The 17,889-nt window shown below is 70.5% G+C and carries 11 protein-coding genes; 3 read left to right on the forward strand and 8 right to left on the reverse strand.

Features of this window, described 5'->3' with window-relative positions; translation table 11 throughout:
* Positions 1 to 93: 93 nt before the first annotated feature.
* Entirely contained in the window at positions 94 to 2,238 is a 2,145-nt protein-coding gene (gene glgX, locus D0D37_RS04950; protein ID WP_116199320.1) for a glycogen debranching protein GlgX, read from the reverse strand.
* Between the two features lie 422 nt (positions 2,239 to 2,660).
* Here glgX (D0D37_RS04950) and D0D37_RS04960 point away from each other — a divergent pair, with 422 nt between their 5' ends.
* Positions 2,661 to 3,638, forward strand: coding sequence for a helix-turn-helix transcriptional regulator (locus D0D37_RS04960; RefSeq protein ID WP_116199321.1), 978 nt, complete (start codon positions 2,661 to 2,663; stop codon positions 3,636 to 3,638).
* Here D0D37_RS04960 and treZ read toward each other — a convergent pair.
* From treZ to D0D37_RS04985, 5 genes are all read right to left on the reverse strand, one after another.
* Entirely contained in the window at positions 3,628 to 5,376 is a 1,749-nt protein-coding gene (gene treZ, locus D0D37_RS04965) for a malto-oligosyltrehalose trehalohydrolase (protein ID WP_116199322.1), read from the reverse strand. The two genes, D0D37_RS04960 and treZ, sit on opposite strands and share 11 nt — an antisense overlap.
* Complete coding sequence (gene treY / locus D0D37_RS04970; protein ID WP_116199323.1) at positions 5,373 to 7,643, reverse strand: malto-oligosyltrehalose synthase; 2,271 nt, start codon at positions 7,641 to 7,643, stop codon at positions 5,373 to 5,375. The genes treZ and treY overlap by 4 nt, the downstream gene beginning before the upstream one ends.
* The gene (gene glgX / locus D0D37_RS04975) at positions 7,640 to 9,766 is read right to left on the reverse strand and encodes a glycogen debranching protein GlgX (RefSeq protein ID WP_116199324.1); all 2,127 of its coding nucleotides are present in this window, start codon (positions 9,764 to 9,766) and stop codon (positions 7,640 to 7,642) included. The genes treY and glgX (D0D37_RS04975) overlap by 4 nt, the downstream gene beginning before the upstream one ends.
* Positions 9,767 to 9,820: 54 nt before the next feature.
* Positions 9,821 to 11,761 (reverse strand): 4-alpha-glucanotransferase, encoded by a 1,941-nt coding sequence (gene malQ, locus D0D37_RS04980; RefSeq protein ID WP_116199325.1) that lies wholly within the window; start codon positions 11,759 to 11,761, stop codon positions 9,821 to 9,823.
* 751 nt (positions 11,762 to 12,512) lie between these two features.
* Positions 12,513 to 13,367, reverse strand: coding sequence for a TIGR03619 family F420-dependent LLM class oxidoreductase (locus tag D0D37_RS04985; protein WP_116199326.1), 855 nt, complete (start codon positions 13,365 to 13,367; stop codon positions 12,513 to 12,515).
* A 151-nt stretch (positions 13,368 to 13,518) separates the two neighbouring features.
* Between D0D37_RS04985 and D0D37_RS46460 the strand changes: the two genes are divergently transcribed.
* Entirely contained in the window at positions 13,519 to 13,812 is a 294-nt protein-coding gene (locus D0D37_RS46460; RefSeq protein WP_162834082.1) for a DUF3040 domain-containing protein, read from the forward strand.
* 3 nt (positions 13,813 to 13,815) lie between these two features.
* Here the strand turns inward: D0D37_RS46460 and D0D37_RS04995 are convergent, their stop codons facing one another.
* Positions 13,816 to 14,295 carry an Lrp/AsnC family transcriptional regulator gene (locus D0D37_RS04995; protein ID WP_116199328.1) on the reverse strand — a complete coding sequence of 160 codons (480 nt, stop codon included), beginning with the start codon at positions 14,293 to 14,295 and terminating at the stop codon, positions 13,816 to 13,818.
* Positions 14,296 to 14,428: 133 nt separating this feature from the next.
* Here D0D37_RS04995 and D0D37_RS05000 point away from each other — a divergent pair, with 133 nt between their 5' ends.
* The gene (locus D0D37_RS05000) at positions 14,429 to 16,744 is read left to right on the forward strand and encodes a transketolase-like TK C-terminal-containing protein (protein ID WP_116199329.1); all 2,316 of its coding nucleotides are present in this window, start codon (positions 14,429 to 14,431) and stop codon (positions 16,742 to 16,744) included.
* 48 nt (positions 16,745 to 16,792) lie between these two features.
* On the opposite strand, the gene D0D37_RS05005 is transcribed toward D0D37_RS05000, so the two are convergent.
* The gene (locus D0D37_RS05005; RefSeq protein WP_116199330.1) at positions 16,793 to 17,875 is read right to left on the reverse strand and encodes an alcohol dehydrogenase catalytic domain-containing protein; all 1,083 of its coding nucleotides are present in this window, start codon (positions 17,873 to 17,875) and stop codon (positions 16,793 to 16,795) included.
* Positions 17,876 to 17,889: the final 14 nt, after the last annotated feature.

Genomic DNA, 17,889 nt, shown 5'->3' on the forward strand with positions numbered 1-17,889 from the left:
TGAGGCCAGGATGCCGCATGGCGCCCCGGACAATCACGTTGAGCGTCCGGACTTCTCGGACTCGGTCTTCGTTGACTCGGTACGGCCGCCGACTTACAGCTGCGGGATCTCTACCGTGTCCCGCGGCGCGCGCAGCAACAGCAGCGACCGCGCCTCGACCGTGATCCGCGCCTTCGGCTCCAGCACGCCGGGGTGCGCCGGAGTGCCGTCCGCGGTGCTCGTGTCCAAAGTGGGCTTGAAAGTCTCGCCGTACTCCGGGCCGGGCAGCACGATCTCGGCCGGCTCGGCACCCGCGTGCAGCACCAGCAGCCACGAATGGTCGGTGACGAGGGCACCCTCGCGGTTGCGCGCCTGGCTGTTCGACCCGTCGACCCACATGCAGAGCGTGCGGCGGTCCTCGTCGAACCAGTCGATCTCGTCGAACTCCTCGCCGTCCGGGCGGAACCACACGAGGTCGGGCTTGCCGGTGACCGTCGTGCGGCCCTCGAAGAACTCCGGCTGCCGCAGCGCCGGGCTGTGCGCGCGCAGCCGGATCACGCGGCGGGCGAAGTCGAGCATCGGCTCCGACGCCTCGGTCGGGGTCCAGTCGACCCACGACGTTTCGTCGTCGAGGCAGTAGGCGTTGTTGTTGCCGTGCTGGGTCCGCCACATCTCGTCGCCCGCGGTGAACATCGGCGTTCCGGTGGACAGCAGCAGCGTCGCGAACAGGTTGCGGGCCTGGCGGGTGCGCAGCGCGACGATCGCCGCGTCGTCGGTCTCGCCCTCCGCGCCGTGGTTCCACGAGCGGTTGTCGTTCGTGCCGTCGCGGTTGTCCTCGCCGTTGGCCTCGTTGTGCTTTTCGTTGTAGGACACCAGGTCCCGCAGCGTGAAGCCGTCGTGCGCGGTGACGAAGTTGACCGACTGCCACGGGCGGCGCAGGTTGTGGTCGTACAGATCGGACGAGCCGGACAGCCGGTACGCGAGGTCTCGCACGCCGGTCGCTCCGCGCCAGAAATCGCGGACGGTGTCGCGGTACCGGCCGTTCCACTCGGCCCACTGCGCGCCGAAATCGCCGACGCGGTAGCCCTCGCCGGTCGCGTCCCACGGTTCGGCGATCAGCTTGCAGCGCGACAGGACCGGGTCGGTCGTGATCGCGGTGAGCATCATGGACTCGCGGTCGAACATCTCGCCGCGCGGGCGGCCGAGCGTGCTCGCCAGGTCGAAGCGGAAGCCGTCGACGCCCATCTCCTGCGTCCAGTACCGCAGCGAATCGGTGACGAGCCGGACGACCGTCGGCGAACCGGCGTCGAGGGTGTTGCCGCAGCCGGTCAGGTCGGCCATGTGGCCGCGGCGGGTGTGCAGGTAGTACGCCGGGGCGTCGAGGCCGCGCAGCGAGAGCGTCGGGCCGTCCGGGCCGCCTTCGCAAGTGTGGTTGAAGACGACGTCGAGCAGCACCTCGATGCCGGCCGCGTGCAGGGCCGCCACCATCGTGCGGAATTCCTCGACCTCGCGGCCCGGCTCGCTCGCGTACCCGGCGTGCGGCGCGAAGTAGCCCAGCGGCGAGTAGCCCCAGTAGTTGTGCCGTCCCGAGCGGATCAGCGCGGGCTCGTCGGCGAACGCGTGCACCGGCAGCAGTTCGACGGTCGTCACGCCGAGCCGGGTCAGGTGCTCGATCGCGACCGGGTGCGCGAGGCCGAGGTACGTGCCGCGCAGCGCCTCCGGGATGAACGGATGCTGCTGGGTGAACCCCTTCACGTGCAGTTCGCAGATCACCGACTCCTCGAACGGCACCTCGGGTTTGCCCCCGGTGTCCTGCCCGCCCGGCGAGGCGACGACCGACAGCGGCACGGCGCCCAGCGAGTCCACAGTGGACATCGGACCGCGCTCGGGGTCGCCGGTGAAGCCCTGCGCGGCGTGCAGGCTGGCGAGCCTCCCGTCGATCCGGCGCGCGTACGGGTCGACGAGGAGCTTGGCCGGATTGCAGCGGTAGCCGTGGGCCGGGTCGTACGGGCCGTGCACGCGGTAGCCGTAGCGCTGCCCGACCGTGACGCCCGGGACGAGGCCGTGCCAGACGCCGAACGTGCGTTCGGTCAGCTCGATCCGCCGCTCGGAGCCGTCGTCGCCGATGAGGCACACCTCGACCGCGTCGGCGACGGCGGACGTCACCGCGAACCGGACGCCGCCTGCCTCCGGGTGGGCGCCGAGCGGGAACGGACGTCCGGCGAGGACCTGGTTGTCGGATGCGGGTCGCTGTGCCATGCGCCGATCTTTTCAAACCCGGGGCGGCGGCGGGCTCCGGCGCTTGGCTGAACTTGCCCGGAGCAGGGGTAATGACCAGGGGTGATGGCGGCTCCGGGCCGAGGTCAGGCCGGGCGCGCCCCCGAAAGCGCTTTCGACGGCGAGACTGTCCTCGTACACGTGGCGCTGCGAGATCAGCCCGTCCCTGCCGGTCAGCCTCAGCGCGAAGGCCGTCGCGAAGCCTTGCCGGTAGCTCTGACCTGCTGAAAGCTGACTCCGAAGAGGTCCGCACCCGCACCCACGCACCCCCAACGCGGGATCGCGTCGGCGTCTGACGGAGCTGCGTGCACGGCCCCCCGGGCCGGGTACGCAGCTCCGTCAGACGCCGACCTAAAGGCGATCCCGCCCGCGCCGACGAAGTCGGCGCCAAAGACACTATCCCTATGCGTGCGAGCCGGCTCGTCTCCATCCTGTTGCTGCTGCAGGCCCGCCAGCCTAGGACCGCGGACGACCTGGCCGCCCGGCTGGAGGTGACCCCGCGCACCATCTACCGCGACATCGAAGCTCTCAGCGCGGCCGGGATCCCGGTGTACGGCGAGCCCGGCCACGACGGCGGATACCGGCTGGTCGACGGGTACCGCACCCAGCTGACCGGCCTGACCAGGCAGGAGGCCGAAGCGCTCTTCCTCACCGGCCTGCCCGCCGCGGCTTCCGGGCTCGGTCTCGGGCCGGTCGTCGCGAACACGGAGCGCAAGCTGCTGGCCGCGCTGCCCGCCGAACTGCGGTCCCACGCCGACCGGGTCCGCGAGCGGTTCCATTTGGACGCGGCGTCCTGGTACCACGGCGCCGACGCCACGCCGCAGTTGCCGACGGTATCGGACGCGGTGTGGCAGCAACGTCGCGTCCGGATCCGGTATCAGCGCTGGACCGCGCCGCACGAAGCGACGCGGCCCGTCGAGCCGCACGGCGTGGTGCTCAAGGCCGGTCAGTGGTACCTGGTCGCGCGGCGTTCCGGGGAGTTCCGGACTTACCGGGTGGCGCGGATCGTCGAGGCGGCGCTGCTGGAGGAGACCTTCGAGCGGGCCGAAGACTTCGATCTGGGCCGCTACTGGGCGGACTACCTGGAGGACTTCGACGCTCGACGGCACCAGGGCGCGGCGGTGCTGCGGCTGTCGCCGGAGGGAATGCGGCTGCTGTCCCAGCTCGCCGAACCGGCCATCGCCCGCGCAGCAGAGGGCGGCATGGTCGAAGCGGACGGCTGGACCCGCGTGGTCGTTCCGATCGAGCAGCCCGGCCAAGCCGTCCATGATCTTCTGCGGCTTGGCCCGTTGGCGGAAGTCGTTGAGCCGCAACAGCTTCGCGACCGGCTGGCCGAGGCGCTGACGGCGATGCTCCGCCGCTACCCCGAGGTCAGCGGGTAGCGACCAGCACGAACGACTCCGCGGGCAACACCGTCGCGTCGCCGCCGACCTCGGGATTCCCCCACGAAGCCAGCACCTCCCCCGCCACCGGAAGCTCGGCCGGCTTCGCCCCGAAGTTGCACGCCAGCCGCAGGCCGCCGCGGTGCAGGATCAGCCACGCATCGTCCGGCGCGGTCTCCACGACCACCCGGTCCAGCCTCGGGTCGGCCAGCTCCGGGTGTTCCCGGCGAAGGCGGATCAGCGTCCGGTACAGGCCGAGGATCTCCCGGTGGCCCGGTTTGCCCGGTTCCGACCAGTCGAGCCGCGAGCGGGCGACGGTGGCCGGGTCCATCGGGTCCGGGACGTCCGTTTCGCCCCAGCCGTGGCGACCGAACTCGCGACGCCTGCCGGTGCGGACGGCCTCGGCCAGTTCCGGGTCCGGGAACGACGCGAAGAACTGCCACGGCGTCTCCGCGGCCCACTCCTCGCCCATGAACAGCATCGGCGTGAACGGCGAGCAGAACACCACCGCGGCACCGCAGGCCAGCAGGCCGGGCGACACGGTCGCGGACAGCCGGTCGCCCGTCGCGCGGTTGCCGATCTGGTCGTGGTCCTGCAGGTAGGCCAGGAACCGGTGCCCGGGGGTGACGCGCCGGTCGAGCGGGCGGCCGTGCGTGCGGGAGCGGAACGACGACCAGGTCCCGGCGTGGAAGAACGCCTCCCGCAGGGTCTTGGCCAGCGCGCCGGGCTCAGCGAAGTCGGTGTAGTAGCCGGTGGTTTCGCCGGTGAGCCGGACGTGCAGCGCGTGATGCAGGTCGTCGGACCACTGCGCGTGCAGGCCGTAGCCGCCAGCGTCACGGGTGGTGACGAGCTTCGGGTCGTTCTGATCGGATTCGGCGATCAAGGTCAGCGGTCGGTTCAGGGCCGCCGAGAGCGCCTCGACCTCGGTGGCCAGTTCCTCCAGCAGATGCACGGCGCGTTTGTCGACCAGGGCATGCACAGCGTCCAGGCGCAGGCCGTCGAGGTGGAAATCGCGCAGCCAGCCCAGAGCGTTGTCGAGGACGTAGCGGCGGACTTCGTCGGAACCGGGGCCGTCGAGGTTCAGCCCGGCGCCCCAGTCGGTGCTGCCGGCGAAGTACGGGCCGAACCGGTCGAGGTAGGCGCCGGACGGGCCGAGGTGGTTGTAGACGACGTCGAGCACCACGGCGAGCCCGCGTGCGTGACAGGCGTCGACCAGGCGTTTCAGCCCGTCGGGACCGCCGTACGGTTCGTGCGCCGCGCCCCACAGCACTCCGTCGTAACCCCAGCCCGCGGTGCCGTCGAAGGAGTTCACCGGCAGCAGTTCGACGTGCGTGACGCCGAGGTCGACCAAGTGCCCGAGCCGGTCGATGACCGCGTCGAACGTGCCTGCCTCGGTGAAGGTGCCGACATGCAGCTCGTAGACCACCCCGCCGGGCAGCTGCCGTCCGGTCCACGACTGGTCGGTCCACTCGAACGCCGAATGGTCGTAGACGCGCGACGCTTCGTGCACGCCGTTCGGCTGGCGCAGCGAGCGCGGGTCCGGCAGCGGACGGTCGTCGTCGCCGAGCAGGAAGGCGTAGTCGGTGCCGGTGACGTCGGCCTGCCACCAGCCGTCGGCGGCAGGGGCCATCTCGTGGGTGACGCCGTCTACATGGATGCGGACGCGTTCGGCAGAGGGGGCCCATACGGTGAAACCTCGTGAGTGTTTATCCCGGTTAGAACCGGCATTGCCACTCACGAGCGCACCAGCAAAGCCACGGGGTACCTCCGGAAAAGTTCGGCGGCCAGCGGTTTGTCGCCTACTCCGCGACCAGTCAGCACGTCGGTCCACTCTCCAGCGCGCAGCGGCAAAACGGTGTCGCGCCAGCCGCCCGCGCGGTCCAGCCCCAGCGACAGCCGCGTGACCGCCACGGTCAGGTCAGCACCGCGTTCGAAGGCCAGAAGGTGTTCTGCCGCAACGCCTTCCGCGTGCAACGGCCGGTACCCGGTGAAGAGTTCCGGCCGGTCTCGGCGCAGGGTCAGCGCGCGGTGCACCACCAGCAGTTTCGCCGCGCCGGTCTCGTCGATCTCCGGAGCCTCGCCAGCCTGGATGCGTTCGAGCAGGGAGCGCCGGACGTCGTAGTCGACCTCGCGGCGGTTGTCCGGGTCGACCAGCGAGCAGTCCCACAGCTCGGTGCCCTGGTAGACGTCCGGCACGCCGGGCCCGGCCAGCTGCACCAGCTTCTGCCCCAGCGAATTCGCCCAGCCCGCGCCGCGCACGCGCTTGACGAAACACTCGACGTCCGCCGCCAAGTCAGCGTCGCCGAGCACTGCGGACGGCCACTCGGCGACGGAGCGCTCGAACTCCTCGTCGTGGTCCGTCCAGGAGGTGCGGAGTTTCGCTTCCTTCGCGGCCTTGTCGAGGTAGTCGCGCAACCGTTCCGGCGAGATCGGCCACGCACCCACCAGCGTCTGCCACGCCAGGAGATTCAGCGCGGGCTCGTCGATCCCGCGCGCGGCGGTCCAGCGGCGCACCGCGACGGCGAACTCGTCCGCGACCTCCGACAGCGCGGCCATCCGGGCGCGGGTGTCCTCGGACCGCTTCGTGTCGTGAGTGGTCAGCGTGGTCATCGTGGCCGGGGCCGCGGCCGCCCGCCCCGCGGCCAGCGTGTGGAATTCCCCGGTGCTCAAGCCGAATCGGTCCGGGTTGCCGCCGACCTCGTTCAGCGCGGCGAACCGGGTGAACCGGTAGAACGTCGTGTCCTCGGTGCCCTTCGCGACGACCATGCCGGACGTCTGCTGGATCCGGGTCGCCAGCTCGCCGTCCGGCGCGCCGCGCACCTGGCTGTCCAGCGCGTCGAGCGCCGGGGCCAGTTCGGGCCGCCGCTTGCGCGCCCGTGCGACGGCGGTCGCCCAATGCCCGGAGCCTTCGGGGAGATAGGAACGGTAGACCGGGAACGCGATCATCACCTCGGCCACGGCAGCGCGGGCCGCGTCGGCATCGACGCCTTGAAGCAGCGCGGCGATCCGGTGCACCTCGGCGACCAGGATCCCGTCGGTCACCAAGCGCCGCGCGCGCTCCTCGACCGCGTGGTAGTCGGTGCGCACGCCTTGCTCGGCGGCAAGCCGGGTGAACACCGAGCCGGCGGCCGGGTCCACGAAGACGCCGGTGATCTCGCGCAGCGCGTCGTACCCGGTGGTCCCGTCGACCGGCCAGCTCTGCGGCAGCGCCTCGCCCGGGTGCAGGATCTTCTCCGCCACCAGCCACGCCCCGGGCGCGCCCTCGCGGAGCCGCCGGAAGTAGCCGCCGGGGTCGGCGAGCCCGTCCGGATGGTCCACGCGCAGGCCGGTGACGTCGCCGTCGGACACCCAGCGCAGCACCTCGCCGTGCGTCTCGGCGAACACCTCCGGCCGCTCCACGGTGACCGCGGCCAGGTTCGTGATGTCGAAGAACCGCCGGTAGTTCAGCTCCCGGTTGCCGCGCCGCCAGCCGACCAGCTCGTAATGCTGGCGCGCGTGCACGTCGGCGGGCGTGCCGTCGCCGGTTCCGGGAGCGATCGGGAACCGATGGTCGTAGTAGACCAGCTCGTCACCCTCGACGGTCAGCTCGTCGCCGTCCTCGCCGAGGACTGGCAACAGCAACCGTCCACGGCTCCAGTCGATGTCGAAGAACGGTGCGTACGGCGATTCCCGGCCGTTCCGCAGCACGTCCCACCACCACTGGTTCGCCTTCGGCACCTCGACGGACATGTGGTTCGGCACGATGTCCACGACGAACCCGAGCCCGGCGTCCTTCAGCCGCGCGGACAACGCCTTTCGCGCTTCTTCGCCGCCCAATTCGCCCCGGGCACGCGTCGGATCGGTGACGTCATAGCCATGCGTGGACCCGGGCGTCGCGTCGAGCATCGGCGATCCGTACAGCGCGCCGATGCCCAATTCGTGCAAGTAGTCCACGATCCCGGCGGCCTCCGCGAAGCCGAACTCCGGCCGCAGCTGCACCCGGTACGTCGAGGACGGCACGCTCATTCGCCCTCCTTGGCGGTGCGCTGCAGCACGACCAGCGAACGCGCGGCCAGCGTGAACTTGCCGCCGCCTTCGACCGGCTCGATCCCGGACTTCCCGACGGCGCCGGTCTCGGTGTCGACCACGACTGTCCATTCGCGACCGTAGCCGTTGCCCGGCAGGGTCATCGCGATGTCCTCCCAGTGCGCGTTGAACGCGAGCAGGAACGAATTGTCGGACACCGGCATCCCGCGCGGGTCGAGGTCCGGAATCCCTTCCCCGTTCAGGAAAATCACCACCGACTTGCCGAACGCGTCGTCCCAGTTCTGCTCGGTCATCTCCTCGCCGGCCGGGGTGAACCAGGCGATGTCGCCCAGCTCCTCCCCCTTGCGCACCGGCTTGCCCTGGAAGAACCGGCGGCGGCGGAACACCGGATGCGCCTTGCGGAACGCGGTCAGCGCGGCGGTGAACTCGATCAGGCCGGAGTTCTCCGTCGCGAGTTCCCAGTCCATCCACGACAGCTCGGTGTCCTGGCAGTAGGCGTTGTTGTTGCCCTGCTGGGTGCGGCCGAGTTCGTCGCCGTGCAGCAGCATCGGCACTCCCTGCGACAGCAGCAGTGTCGCGAGCAGGTTCCGCTGCTGCCGGGCGCGCAGCGCGAGCACCTCGTCGTCGTCGGTCGGACCCTCGACGCCGCAGTTCCACGAGCGGTTGTCGTCCGCGCCGTCGCGGTTGTCCTCGCCGTTGGCCTCGTTGTGCTTTTCGTTGTAGGACACCAGATCGGCGAGCGTGAAGCCGTCGTGCGCGGTGACGAAGTTGATCGACGCGAACGGGCGGCGGCCGTCGTCCTGGTACAGATCCGACGAACCCGTGATGCGCGACGCGAATTCGCCCAGGGTGGACGGTTCGCCGCGCCAGAAATCGCGCACGGTGTCGCGGAACTGTCCGTTCCACTCCGTCCACAACGGCGGGAAGTTCCCGACCTGGTACCCGCCCGGCCCGACGTCCCACGGTTCGGCGATCAGCTTCACCTGGCTCACGATCGGGTCCTGCTGCACGAGGTCGAAGAACGTCGACAGCCGGTCGACGTCGTAGAACTCGCGGGCCAGCGCGGAGGCGAGGTCGAACCGGAAGCCGTCCACGTGCATCTCGGTCACCCAGTACCGCAGCGAATCCATGATCAGCTGCAGCGTGTGCGGGCTGCGCACGTTGAGCGAGTTCCCGGTGCCGGTGTAGTCCATGTAGTACTGCGGATCGTCCTCGACCAGGCGGTAGTACGCCTCGTTGTCGATGCCGCGCATGGACAGCGTCGGGCCGAGGTGGTTGCCCTCGGCGGTGTGGTTGTAAACCACGTCGAGGATCACCTCGATGCCGGCCTCGTGCAGGGCGCGGACCATGCCCTTGAACTCCTGCACCTGCCCGCCCTGGCCCTGCATCGCGGCGTATCCGTCATGCGGGGCGAAGTACCCGATCGTGTTGTAGCCCCAGTAGTTGCGCAGGCCCTTTTCGTCGAGGCCGTGGTCGGTGACGAACTGGTGCACCGGCATCAGCTCCACTGTGGTCACGCCGAGTTTCTGCAGGTGCTCGACGATCGCCGGATGCGCCAGCCCGGCGTACGTGCCGCGCAGCCGCTCGGGCACGAACGGATGCGTCATCGTCATGCCGCGCACGTGCGTCTCGTAGATCACGGTTTCGTGGTACGGCACCCGCGGCGCGCGATCGTTGGCCCAGTCGAAGAACGGGCTGACCACCAGCGAATACGGCACGTGGCCGGCGGAATCGTCCTCGTTGAGCTGTTCCGGGTCGTCGAAGCGGTAGCTGAAGAGCGCTTCGGACCAGTCGACGCCGCGCGACAACGCCTTGGCGTACGGGTCGATCAGCAGCTTGCTCGGGTTGCAGCGCTCGCCGCGGCTCGGATCGTACGGTCCGTGCACGCGGAATCCGTACCGCTGCCCGGGGCCGACGCCGAGCAGGTAGCCGTGGTGGACGAAGCCGTCGACCTCTTCCAGCCGCGAGCGGGTTTCGTTGCCCTCGTCGTCGAACAGGCAGAGATCGACGTGCTCGGCGACCTCGGAGAACAGCGCGAAGTTCGTCCCCACGCCGTCGTAGGTCGCGCCGAGCGGGTAGGGCTTTCCGGGCCAGGGCCGCACAGGGCTTCTCCTTGGGCATCGGTTTTCGTTGTCCGGACGGGCTTTTCGGGTGTTTCAGCGCAACGGGCGGGCCGCGGCGAGCGGGGCGACCGCCGCCCGCACCCGCGGGTCGGCGAAGAACCCGTCGACAGTGACGGGAAGCGGGATGCGCCAGTTAGGGTACTCATCCACTGTGCCCGGCAGATTCGGCTGGCGCCGTTCGCCGACGACGTCCGCCGGTGCGGTAAGCACGAGCCGCGACGCCGCCGAGGCGAGCAGCGTGTGCAAGGCGACCACCAAGTCGTCGTCCGGAATTCCTTCGCCGGCAACCAGTTCGAGCAATGCCGCCCGCTCGGCCGCCGCTTCGGCGTACTCCTGCTCCACCGGCCGGTCGAGCTGGCCGAGTTCGGCTCGCACGCGGACGTGCTCGGCGGCGAGCCAGCCGGACACCGTCGGCAGGTCGTGCGTGGAAATACTCGCCATCGCGTCCGGATCCCAGCGGTCCGGGCGGACGAACGGCTTGCCCGGCGCGTCCCAATCGCGCTGGAACCACAGCACGGCGGAGCTGAGCAGGCCGCGTTCGTGCATGGTTTCGGTGACGGTGTCCTCGACGGTGCCGAGGTCCTCCCCCACCACGACCGCGCCCGCGCGGTGCGCTTCCAGCGCGAGCACGCCGAGCATCGCTTCGGCGTCGTAGTGCACGTACGTGCCGCGACCAGCCGGTTCGCCCGGCGGAATCCACCACAGCCGCCACATTCCGGCGACGTGGTCCACGCGGATGCCGTCGGCGTGCCGCAACACGCCGCGCACGACGTCGCGGAAGGGCGCGTACCCGGCTTCGGCGAGCCGATCCGGCCGACACGGCGGCAGATTCCAGTCCTGGCCCTGCTGGTTGAACGCGTCCGGCGGCGCGCCGACCCGCACCCGCGCGGCGAACACGTTCCGCAGCGCCCAGGTGTCCGCGCCGCCGGGATGCACCCCGACCGGCAGATCGTGCACGACGCCGACCGGCATGCCCGCTTCCCGCGCGGCGCGGCGGACGTTGTCGAGCTGCTCGTGGCAGAGCTGCTGAAGCCAGCCGTGGAACTCGATCCGCTCGGCCAGCTCCTCGCGCGCGGCGGCCACCTCGGCGCTGCCGGGATCGCGCAACGGCTCGGGCCACTCGCGCCAGTCGCTGCCGTGCACCTCGGCGAGCGCGCCGAACGCGGCGAAATCGCGAAGGTCGTCGTCCAATTCGATCGGATGCGGATGGTACGGGCGCAGCAGTTCCAGCGCGGCGCGTTTGGCGGTCCACACGGCGTCGTAATCAATCAGCTCGCCGATCGGATCCGGAGCTAGCGCTCGTACCTGCTGCCGGGTGTCTTCGTCGGCGCGGGCGAACGCCTCGGTGTCGGTGACCCGCAGGTACAGCGGGTTCGCGAACCGGCGGCTGGACGGCGAGTAGGGCGACCGTTCGACCGGGTGGGCCGGACTGATCGCCTGCACCGGGTTGACGAGCAGCACGCCCGCGCCCAGTTCGGCGGCCGACCGGGACGCCATCTCGGCGAGATCGCCGAAGTCGCCCATCCCCCACGACTGTTCGGAATGCAGCGCGTAGAGCTGCAGCATCCAGCCCCACGCGGGCGGCACCGCGGGCAGCCGGTCCGGGACGACCGCCAGCGAAACCCGTTGCTCAGCGGTGACGATCTCGTGCCAGCCCAGCGGAAGGTCAGCCGGAAGTGTGGCGCCGACGTCACGCGCAGTGCCGTCTTCGAGTTCGACGGTCGCGGCCCGGCCGAGTTCGCGTTCTTGCCCGGCGCGCACCACGACAGTCGGCGGCAACGGCTGCGCGGCACGGGCTTCCCGCACCGCGGCCAATTCTCGCTGAATTGCTTGTGGAGTACCGGCATCCACGTCGAGCTGCGCCAACACGGCGATCACGACGTCAGGATCGACCTGCACTTCGACTTGGTCGGCGTTTTCGTAGCGGGTGGAGACTCCGTGGGCGGCGGCCAGTTCGGCCAGTTCGGGGGTCACGTTTCGGTCCGGGGGACGGGAATGCGCACCGGACCAGTGTCCCGGGCGGCGCCGCGCGGCGCCATTCGCCTCGCCGCCGCAGACGGGCGAAGCGGTGACCGGCCGGTCGGGGGGCGTGCCGGCCGGTCACCGCCACACGAAACAAGAGGGAAGGCCGCTCCAGGAATGACGCGCGGCGGCTCAGTTCACCCGTTCAGGCGCTTTCCGCTATTTCAGCGCGCAGGTCCATACCAACGGAGGTAGCGCGGTCCGAAGCGGCAATGCCGGGAACTCAAGGCGGTGCCACGGGTGCGGTTTGGGGCATGCCTGCCTTGGTCGCAGGGATTGCGGGACCAAGGCGGCTCGGCGCGGGGCTTGCTGTCCGCGAGGGGCCCCTGAGGGAATCAGAGTCGATGCCAGGGACTTAGGCCGTGCGACCGCGGCATTGCCAACCGTCCACAAGGACGCCAACCTCGCCGAAACGCCCGCCCCATGCCCTCGCGGCCGCTTGCTCGTGTCCGTGAGGGGAACCCTGAGGGACTCTGAGTCCCTCAGGGTTCCCCTCACGGACAGCGCACCCCGCCGCGCACCCGCCGCGCCGCATTAAGTCCCTGGCATCAGAGTCCCTCGAGGGGTGCGCTCACAGGACCATGGGAACGGTGATATGGGCATCAACCGGGCATTTCGGCGACACTGGCGTCCTTTGTGGACGGTCAGCGGGCTGAGGCCGCGCGACTCAAGTTCCTGGGGATGCGGTCCGAAGTGGACGCCGTCATGCTCCGGCCAGCTGCCCGAGCTTCCCGGCGAGCCGGTCCAGCCACGCTTCGACCTCGCCCGCCGAGCGGTCCGGCAGGCCGAACACGACCTCGGTCACGCCCGCCTCCTCGATCTTGGCCAGCTCTTCCGGAACCGGGCGCGGGCCGAGCGCGATCACCTCCGGCTCGCCTTCGCGGCCTTCCTCGCGCCAGATTTCCCGCAACTGCGCGACTTTCCCGGTGATGTCGCCTTCCGCTGGCGTGGTGAGCCAGCCGTCGCTGTGGCGCGCGATCCAGCGGAACGTGCGCTCCGTCCCGCCCGCGCCGACGACCACCGGCACCTTGGGCTGCACCGGTTTCGGCCACGCCCAGCTCGGCCCGAACTCCACGAACTCGCCCGCGTAGCTCGCCTCTTCCTCGGTCCACAGCGCGCGCATCGCCTCGAGGTACTCGCGCAGCGCGGTGCGCCGCCGCTTCCCGGGCACGCCGTGGTCGGCGAGTTCGTCGGTGTTCCAGCCGAACCCGACGCCGAGCGTGACCCGGCCGCCGGACAGGTGGTCCAGCGTCGCGACGGTCTTGGCGAGCGTGATCGGATCGCTCTCCACCGGCAGCGCCACCGCGGTCGCCAGCCGGATCGTCGAGGTCACCGGCACCGCGCTGGCCAGCGCGACCCACGGGTCGAGCGTGCGCAGGTAGCGGTCGTCGGGAAGCGAGGAGTCGCCGGTCCGGGGGTGCGGGGCGTCCCGCCGGATCGGGATGTGGGTGTGCTCGGGCACGTAGAACGTCGCGAATCCGGCCTCTTCCGCGGCCTGGGCGGCCGCCGCCGGGGAGATGCCCCGGTCGCTGGTGAACAACACGATCCCGTATCTCACCCCGGGCACGTTATTAGAACGTGTTTCAGTTTGCAACGGCCTCCGGGCCAGCGGATCATTCCCGCGAAAACCCGGGCTTGACGGCGCCCCGGGGCGGGTACTCCACTGGTACCTGAGCGATCACCGGCCCGTCCTGCCCGAGGAGGGGATCATGCTGCCCCATCGCGACCGCAGCGCCCTGCGGAAGATCGAAGAGGAACTCGCCGCGAGCGACCCCGTGTTCGCCGCGACGCTGAGCCAAGGCGTGCTGCCCGCGCAGTCCCGGCGGTGGCAGCAGATCCTCGTGCTCGCCGAGGCGACAGTCCTGCTGATGCTCGTGTTCGGCCTGATGGCCGGGGACACCGGGTGGTTCCTGTGGGGCCTGCTCGCCGCGCCGCTGCTGGTCTGGGCGCACCGGGCCATGCTGCAGCGCCGACGCGAGCGTGCGGCCGACGACCAGCCGTGAGTTTCAGCGCTGGGCGGCGCGATCGAGCAGCGGGGTGAGGCGGTAGGGCACCATCTCGCGCATGACGAGCGCGTTGTTGGTGCGCTCGACGCCGGGGATCTCCAGGATTTCCCCGGCGATCCGGTACAGGTCGTCCGCGTCCGTCGCGACCACGTGCACCAGGAGGTCCTGCGCGCCGGTCAATCCGCGGACCTGCAGCACTTCCGGAACCGCGGCGAGCGCGCGGCCGACCTCGTCCAGCAGCCGTTGCCGCGCCTGCACGGTCACGAACGCGGTGAGCGGGTAGCCGAGCGCGGCCGGGTCGATCCGGTGTTCGGCCGAGCGCAGCGCGTCGCCCTGTTCGAGACGGGCGAGGCGGCTCTGCACGGTGTTGCGGGACAGGCCCAGTTCGTCGGCCAGCGCGACCGCGGTCGCCCGCGGGGTGCGGCCGAGCGCGAGCAGGATCCGGGCGTCGGTGGCGTCGAGCCGTTGAGTGCTGGGCATGCTGCGCAGTCCTCTCCGCACCGTGCGGTGCTGTCTTGGGCGTTCTGCGCAATGTTGAGCGCGCTTGTTGTGCACCCTACCCAGCTCTGCTGGACTGGCCTGAACTTTCCGCCCAAGAAAGGTCCGATTCGTCGTGAGCAGCGCCGCCCCCGAACGCCTTCCGGACAACGACACGGTGACCGTCCTGCGCGAGGTGCAGGACCGGGTGCTGTGGCTGTCGACCGCGATCATCGACCACGCGAACCGCGTGCGGCCCAATCCGACCGGGCTCAAGGTCGGCGGGCACCAGGCGTCCAGCGCCTCGATGGTGTCGATCATGACCGCGCTGTGGTTCGCCCGGCTGCGCGCCGAGGACCGCGTTTCGGTGAAGCCGCACGCCTCCCCCGTGCTGCACGCGATCAACTACTTGCTCGGCGATCTCGACGAGAAGTACCTGACGACGCTGCGCGAGTTCGGCGGCCTGCAGAGCTACCCGTCGCGGTCGAAGGACCCGGACCGCGTCGACTACTCGACCGGTTCCGTCGGCATCGGCGCGACCGCCCCGATCTGGGGCGCGCTGGCGCGGCGCTACGTCGAATCGCACGGCGGCGGCGCGGGCACCGGACGGCAGTACTCGCTGGTCGGCGACGCGGAACTGGACGAGGGCGCGTGCTGGGAAGCGATCCTCGACCCGAACGTGGCCGAACTGGGCGAGGTTGTCTGGATCGTCGACCTGAACCGGCAATCGCTGGACCGCGTGGTGCCGAACATCGGCGCGACCCGGCTGCAGGGCATGTTCGAGGCGGCCGGCTGGCAGGTGCTGACCGTGAAGTACGGGCGGCTGCTGCAGGATCTGTTCGAGCGTCCCGGCGGCTCGGCGTTGCGTACGCGGATCGACGAAATGTCGAACCCGGAGTACCAGCGGCTTCTCCGCTGCACCCCGGCGCAGCTGCGCGAACGCCTGACGACGCCGGAGCTTGCCCCGCTGCTGGACACCCTCGACGACGACACGCTGCACGCCGCGATCCGCAACCTCGGCGGCCACGACCTGCCCGCGCTGCTGGACACGTTCGACGCCATCGACGACCACCGGCCGACTGTCGTTTTCGCTTACACCGTCAAGGGATTCGGTCTCGCCAGCGAAGGGCATCCGCAGAACCACTCGTCGCTGCTGACCGCCGAGCAGCTGGGTTCGCTGGCCGAACGCGTCGGAATCTCGCCGGACAGCCCGTGGCAGAAGTTCGCCGACGGCTCCGCGGCCGCTGAGCTGTGCGCTTCGACAGCCACGCGACTGGAGCGGGAAACCGTTGAGCTGCAACCGGTCCCGGCCCTGCCGTCCGACATCGGCCGCACGCCGTCCGGCCGCACGACGACGCAGGCCGCGCTCGGCCGCGCGCTGCTCGACCTGACCCGCGAGGCGCCCGAAGCGGCGGAACGCGTGGTGACGCTGTGCCCGGACGTCTCGTCCAGCACCAACCTCGGCGGCTGGGTCAACAAGGTCGGCGTGTGGTCGCCGCAGGAACGCGTCGACTGGTTCGCCGACGACCCGGAGACGATCCTGCACTGGCGCGAGCGGCCCAGCGGGCAGCACCTGGAACTGGGCATCGCCGAAGTGAACCTGGTGAGCGCGCTCGGCGAACTGGGCACTACGTGGTCGCGCTGGGGCCGTCCGCTGCTGCCGATCGGGGTGCTTTACGACCCCTTCGTGGAGCGCGCGCTGGAGCCGTGGTCGTTCGGCATCTACGGCGGCGGACAGTCCATTTTGGTCGGTACGCCGTCCGGTGTCACGCTCGCGCCCGAGGGCGGTGCGCACCAGTCGGTGACCACGCCGTCGGTCGGGCTGGAACAGCCGGGTTGCGTGACGTACGAACCCGCGTTCGCCTTGGACGTCGAGTGGACCCTGCTGGCTTCCCTGTCGCGACTCGGCCGCCCCGACGGAACTTCCGCCTACCTCCGCCTGTCGACCCGCCCGGTAGACCAAAGCCTGGCTGCGGTGCCGACCGATCCGGCCGCGCGGGAACGCCGCCGTCGTCAGGTCGTGGCGGGCGCGTACCCGATCCGCACCGCCGCGGTGGCGCGGCCGGACGTCACGCTGGTGACGATGGGCGCGATGGTCACCGAGGCGCTGGAAGCCGCCGACCGGCTGGACGCGCTGGGCAAGCACGCCGACGTGGTGTGCGTGACGAGCCCCGGCCTGCTGTTCCGCGCAGTGCAGGCGCGGGCGGGGCAGGACACGGCCGATACGTGGATCCTGGAGTCGGCGCTGCCGTCCGAACGGTCCGCGCCGATGGTGACGGTCCTTGACGGGCACCCGCACACGCTGGCGTTCCTGGCGAACGTCCACCGCGTGCGGGCGGCGCATCTCGGTGTGACGCGGTTCGGGCAGTCCGGGGACCTGGAGAGCGTGTACCGGCATCACGGCATTGACACGGACAGCATTATCCAGGCCGCGCTGGACGTGGCCGACTGATCGAAGACGGCCGGGACGCACGATGTTGACGCGTTCCCGGCCGGTCCTTCAGTCCCCGATCCGGATCAGCGAGCGAGCGCCCTGCCCTTGCCGCATCCGGTCGAACGCCTCACCCACCTCGTCGAGCGAAATCCGGTGCGTCACCAAGGTTTCCAGATTGAGCGCACCTGAACGGACCTCGTCGGCCAGCACCGGGATGTCGACGTCCGGGTCGGAAGCGCCGTAGACGGTGCTGGTGAGCGTGCGGGCGAAGTGGAAGATCTCCAGCGGGTTCAGCACGACCTGCTGGTCCTTCCGCCCGACGCCGACCACCGTGCAATGCCCGCCGCGGCGCACCGAACTCCACGCGGCACGGATCGTCGTCGCCGCGCCGACGCATTCGAACGCATAGTCCGCACCACGACCCTCGGTCAGCGCGCGCACCTGCTTGGCGAGTTTGTCGTCGCTCACCAGGAAATCCGTCGCTCCGGCCGCGCGGGCGAGCGCCTCCTTCTCCGGCGAAAGATCGGCGGCGATGATCTGTCCGGCACCCGCGAGCTTCGCCCCGAGCACCACGCACAACCCGATCCCGCCGAGCCCGAGCACGAGCACGCTCTGTCCTTTTCGGACCTTCGCGGTGTTGCGCACCGCGCCGACGCCGGTGAGCACCGCGCAGCCCATCAACGCGGCCAGATCGAGCGGCACCCCGTCCGGCAGCGGCACGACGGACCGCCCGGGCAGCACGGTTTCCTCGGCGAATCCGCCGACGCCGAGCACGACGTTGAGCTGCCCGCCGTCCAGTTCTCCGCGCGGCAACGTGGTGACGCCCTCGATCGCCGAGCACAACCAGGGCTCTCCGGCCAGGCAGAACCAGCATTCCCGGCAGGCGGCGGCCCAGTTGAGCACCACCCGGTCCCCCGGCTTCACGTGCGCGACTTCGCCGCCGACCTCCGCGACCACGCCGGACGCCTCGTGTCCCGGCACGAACGGGTACTGCGGGCGCAGCGTTCCGTCCACCATGGACAGATCGGAATGGCACACCCCGGCGGCGGCGATCCGCACCCGGACGTCCTCCGGCCCGACCGGCGGCAGCACGATGTCGCAGACCTCCGGACGACCGCCCTGCTCGCGCACGACCACGGCTTTGACCACGGTGTCTTCTCCTT

It is taken from the genome of Amycolatopsis circi, from assembly GCF_003385235.1.
GTDB classification, from domain to species: domain Bacteria; phylum Actinomycetota; class Actinomycetes; order Mycobacteriales; family Pseudonocardiaceae; genus Amycolatopsis; species Amycolatopsis circi.